We start from the raw sequence: 4200 nt of genomic DNA on the forward strand, positions 1-4200 counted from the left end.
GAAAGTTACAACACGCTGGGTAAAGCGACATACTGGCATTACCAATATCAAACCGATATTATCGAAGCAGATATTGTTTTTAATTCCTCACGCAGCTGGAGTACAGCTGTGCCAACTCCCTCGGGCTATATTGATCTTGAAACTGTGGCGCTTCATGAATTCGGACACTGGTTAAACCTTGGGCATTCAGATAACCAGGCTGCGGTAATGTATTACATGTATCAGGGCATTCGCCGTTCACTACATACAGATGATATCGCCGGTGTTTTATATATTTATGGCTCTGCACCCTGCACTGTTTCTATTCCCACTCAGCCGGATGGCCCAGCAGAAGGGACGGTCGGCATTGAATACAGCTATTTAACCGGTGGATCGGTCTGCAGCTGCGGGCAGCCGGTACAGTACCGTTTAAGATGGAAAGAACAGGGCGATTCAACATGGACTTCAAGCAGTTGGAGCTCCAGCAGTACCCTTACACTTTCATTTTCCGAGGAAGGCAGCTATACACTTGAAGCTGAAGCCCGCTGCTCGGATACTTTAGAAACATCCGATTATTCAACTCCTCTTACCATTAGCATATCAATACCTGAACCAGGGGAAGTTATACTTATTTCCCCGGCAGAAGGGGTAATTTTAAGTGGTGATTCGGTGTTGTTTGAATGGGAAGCAGCAGAAGAAGCAAGCTACTACAATTTGAGGGTTGAACGGGTTAGCGACAGCACGATAATTTTCGATGAAGATGTTGGTGATGTTACAGCCTATGCAGTTAATTTTCCGGCAGATGAAAGTGCCGGGTACCGCTGGCAGGTAACAGCCGGAAATGCCGGAGGTTTGGGGAACCCTTCGGTTTGGCGTTCTTTTATAATCGACAATCTGCCACCTGAAGTTGACCTGGAAAGTCTGGTGGTAGCGCCCGTGATTGTGGCTGAAGGAGAGAGTCTGGAAATCTCAGTCGATGCTGTTGAAGATTTTTCGGGGGTTGCAGTTGTTCAGGTACGTTTCAGTTCGCCATCAGGAAAAGCATTTAAAGAGATGACCTGGGAAAGCGATACACCAGGTCATCTGGAAGTTACAGTTTCGGAAAGTTTATATATAGAATCCGGTGATGAAGAAGGCCGCTGGCTCCTGGAATGGATTTATGCAGAAGACCATGTGGGCAACCAGGTATACTTATACCGAAATGATATTGTCGATCCGGAAATGTATGATTTTTATCTGGGATATGATTTTTCACTGACACTCGGAACAGGCTGGTCAATGCTGTCGCTGCCACGTTTTGCGGAAGTGATTGACTTCAATAAGGATGATGTTGAACTCTGGCTGACCTATGGGGCAGGGGCATGGGAGAGCGGTAACCGGGATCAATTGATCGCAGCGCTCAATAACCCAGCAAGGGCGGTTTTCATCAAAGCATTCCATCCGCTTGAAATAAGGGTGATCTGGGCTGAACTTACACCACAGGTTAGCTTCGCATCATACGAGTTGAAACCCGGTTGGAATATTATCGGATCGGGGATCCAGGCTGATTATTCAGCCTTACTGGCCGATGTAAGTTTTAATGGTACAGGAGGGATAAGTCAGATCCATGCCCCGAATATATATAACAGCAGAAAAACGATAGAATTTCACCTGCCCTGGACTAACACCTTGATCAGTCTTGTGACTGACAGCTCGTCTTACAGAGAAGAGATGTATCCTTTCGACGGATACTGGGTTTATCTGCGCGGCGAATCACGAACCTATACAACCCCAATTGATGGTATAATTCCTTAATTAACCTTCTGCAATTTCCCTTAACATCATGATATAATTAGGTAACCTTGCTAAGGGAAATTCCAATATGAAAAATACATTGCATACAAGATTCTTTATTTTGGCTGGGATTGTAATTTTATTATTGAATATAGTTTTCTGTTCTTTCGTTGCAAATGCTGAACCGACCGAGGACGAGTTAACGTCATCCGGCAGTGATGATAAAGTTGATGTCCTGATCGGTTTTTTTGAACCTCCAGGAAGGTTTCGACAGATGATTGAAGCTGCAGGTGGGGATATATACCGGGAATTTAAGATAATTAATGTTATTGCGGCACGCCTGAAACCGCAGGCAGTAGAAGTTTTAGCCCGCAATCCGGTTGTCAGGTATATCGAACCTGACGAATTGGTTTATGCAACGGAATTATCTGCTTCGTCTTCAACCCAGACTATCCCCTGGGGGATAAACAGGGTTTTCGGCCCCGAGGAATATCCCTTTGCTACCTGGGATTTTTCAAAAGGTGAGGGGATTGCTGTTGCTGTTCTTGATACCGGTATTGATGAAAATCATGTTGATTTGCCAAATCTATTGGGTGGAGTAACAACTGTTGACAGCACACACTGGGGCGCTGACGTTCACGGGCACGGAACTCATGTAGCAGGTACAATCGCAGCATTGGATAATGACTATGGTGTTGTTGGAGTTGTTCCACTGGTTGGATTATATGCGGTAAAGGTGCTCGATGACAGCGGAATCGGGGCAACTAGTGCTGTTGCTGCCGGCATCGAATGGGCGGTTTTAAATGAGATACCGGTAATCAACATGAGCCTTGGTTCATCCAGTAGTTCGACAACCTTACGCGATGCCTGCAATGCTGCTTATAATGCCGGTCACCTTTTAATATCTTCAGCCGGTAATGCCGGGAATGTCGGCGGTGGAGGGGACAATGTCTCCTATCCGGCCAGGCATGAAACGGTTGTTGCCGTGGCATCATCGACTATTAATGATACAAGATCATCAACATCCAGCACCGGACCTGCAGTTGAGCTGATTGCTCCGGGTAACGCAATTTTAAGTACTTATCCCGGCGATTTGTATGCAACGGCCAGCGGAACTTCAATGGCATCACCCCATGTAGCAGGTGTAGCAGCCTTGATATGGGCTTTTAATCCTCATCTGACTAATGTTGAAATACGATCTATTCTCAGGGAAACTGCCGAAGATCTTGGACTTCCGGCCAACCACCAGGGTTACGGCCTGGTCCGGGCTGATCTGGCAATAGCGGCTATACCTGAGCCTCCGTTTTCCGATCTTGCTATAACTGAAGTTAGCGCCAGGGCTGAGGTTATCGAGGGAGAAATAGTAGAGGTAACCGTTAGGTTGGAGAATTACGGAAATCAGGCGATTACAGGAGACATTGGTTTGATATTGATAGAAGACTACGAACAATCGGTAATTGAGAGTCGCAATATAGAAATCGATCTGGCGGTGGGAGAATTCGTGGATTTATATTTTCTCTGGGATACTGCCGGTAAATTACCCGGAATATTTTCAATAACTGCCGGGCATAATTTTAGCGATGATAATCCGGATAATGATTCAGGCAATATTTTAATTACGATTGAAGATGTTGAGTGGGATTTTACCCTGACCCTGGCAGAGGGCTGGAATCTCCTATCCCTGCCGCAGTGGGCTGATAAAATTGGATTTTGGGAAAGGAATATAGATGCCTGGCTTGCCTTTGATAATGGAGTATGGGTAAGCAGTGGAGATTTAAAAGCGGAATTAAACAATCCTGTCCAGTCATTATTTATCAAAACAAATGGATTTACTGAAGTACGTTTAAAATGGTTGGCAGAAAATCCGGAGATGACCTTCGCCGAAAAAATACTTAACGGGGGATGGAATTTGATCGGCACCGGTATGCAGGCCGATTATTCAGCCTTGTTGGCCAATGTTCGTTTCGACGGTGAAAATACTCTGACTCAATTGTTTGCACCGAACCTCTTTAATTCCCGCAAAGGGGAAGGTTTCTATCTGCATTGGAATATACCATTGGTAAATCTATTAATCAGCGGATATGATACCGGCGAGGAAATGTATCCTCTCGACGGTTACTGGGTATATTTACGAGGTGACTCGCTAACTTATTCCACCCCTGTTGAGGGTTTATTTCATAAATGCTCTAATAGATACCCTGCAAATTCCTCTTTTGTTATGTATGATGTGATGAATTAAATTATTCTATTGGTAAAGGTTTACTTCTATTGCCACCTTCTCACCCCTGTATAGCCTTATTTTGCCTCTTATGACTATACAGATTATTTTTGGAAGTGGATCACATTCTTCCTGACAATCGCACGATGATTTAACTGTATCATGTACTTCCCAGGTCGGCACTAATTCTGCGACAATGGTTAATAAGGAGCTTGCTTAAATCTTCAATA

The 4200-nt window shown here is 44.8% G+C and carries 2 protein-coding genes; both read left to right on the top strand.

Annotated features, from left to right (window positions below):
• Positions 1–1773: matrixin family metalloprotease (locus SCJ97_11490; GenBank protein ID MDW7740653.1), on the top strand; the 1773-nt coding region annotated here is incomplete at its 5' end.
• Positions 1774–1840: 67 nt separating this feature from the next.
• Positions 1841–3991, top strand: coding sequence for a S8 family serine peptidase (locus SCJ97_11495; GenBank protein ID MDW7740654.1), 2151 nt, complete (start codon positions 1841–1843; stop codon positions 3989–3991).
• The last annotated feature ends 209 nt before the right edge of the window (positions 3992–4200 follow it).

The sequence above is a fragment of the Bacillota bacterium genome (assembly GCA_033549065.1).
Classification (GTDB): domain Bacteria; phylum Bacillota; class Dethiobacteria; order DTU022; family DTU022; genus JAWSUE01.

Bases quoted from the DNA above. Each gene is read 5' to 3' on its own strand.
- SCJ97_11495 (MDW7740654.1), top strand. From the start codon at position 1,841: ATGAAAAATACATTGCATACAAGATTCTTTATTTTGGCTGGGATTGTA.